Consider the following 1,089-nt stretch of genomic DNA (forward strand, 5'->3'; position numbering starts at 1 on the left):
ACTCGCTCACTCTCGAGGGCCTCATGCAGAAGGTTATCCTCCCGGCGATCTTCGCTCCGCTCATCGCCGGCATCGTTGCCTACGTCTGCACGCGCCTCGCCTACGCCCTGACGTCACGGCACGATCCCGAAACCGGCAGCAAGCTTACGCAGAAGCGCGGCGGCTTCCGGACCGGCCAGATCTTCACATCCAGCCTAGTGGCTTTGGCCCACGGCACGAACGACGCCCAAAAGACCATGGGCATCATCACCCTGGTCCTGATTGCTGCCGGGACGCAGACGCCGGGCTCCGGCCCGCAGTTCTGGGTGATCGCCGCCTGTGCCTTTGCCATTGCCATCGGCACCTACGCGGGCGGCTGGCGCATCATCCGGACTATGGGCGCCGGCCTCACAGAAGTGAAGCCCGCTCAGGGCTTCGCCGCCGAAACCAGCACCGCCTCGGCCATCCTCGCGTCCTCGCACCTTGGCTTCGCGCTCTCAACTACCCAGGTGGCGTCCGGTTCCGTCATCGGCTCCGGCATGGGCCGCAGGGGAACCAGCGTCCGCTGGAACATGGTGGGCAAGATCGCATTGGGGTGGCTCTTCACACTTCCCGCCGCCGGCATTGTGGGCGCGCTGACAGCACTGTTGGTCAAGACCGGCGTCGTGGGGGTCCTGATTGCGGCCATCGCAGGTACTGCAGCTGTTCTGTTTATGTTCTTCTACTCCCGTAAGTCCGCTGTCGGCCATCACAACGCCATCGAGGTGGAGGAAGCCGGCCAGGCCGTGCGCTTCGCCAGAAAGAAGGCGATGGCCCGGGCGCGCGCCAATGCCAAGGCCCACTTGAAGGCCAACGGCGACGCAAGAATTAATGCTGAGGCCAAGGCCAACGCCACCACCGGTGCCGAGGCCACCACCAACGCCGAGGCCGGTACTGAAGCCGAAGCCATCACAACGAAGGATGCCCAACGATGAAGTGGTTGGAACTGCTGACTGTGGCAGGAGCCACTCTGACGGCCGCAGTGACCGTAGTGGTTCTCTATTCGCTGGGCGTACGACTGACCGCCATTGCCGGCGACGCCCAGCAGGCTTCACCCGGTGTGAAGCGGTC

General features: G+C 64.6%; 1 protein-coding gene. It reads left to right on the plus strand.

What is annotated here, in order from left to right; genetic code table 11:
- Window positions 1-953, plus strand: a 953-nt coding sequence (locus AC5RWX_RS33665) for an inorganic phosphate transporter (protein ID WP_494100482.1), incomplete at its 5' end; no start/stop codon positions are given.
- Window positions 954-1,089: the final 136 nt, after the last annotated feature.

Source organism: Arthrobacter sp. SPT-J7 (assembly GCF_059089965.1).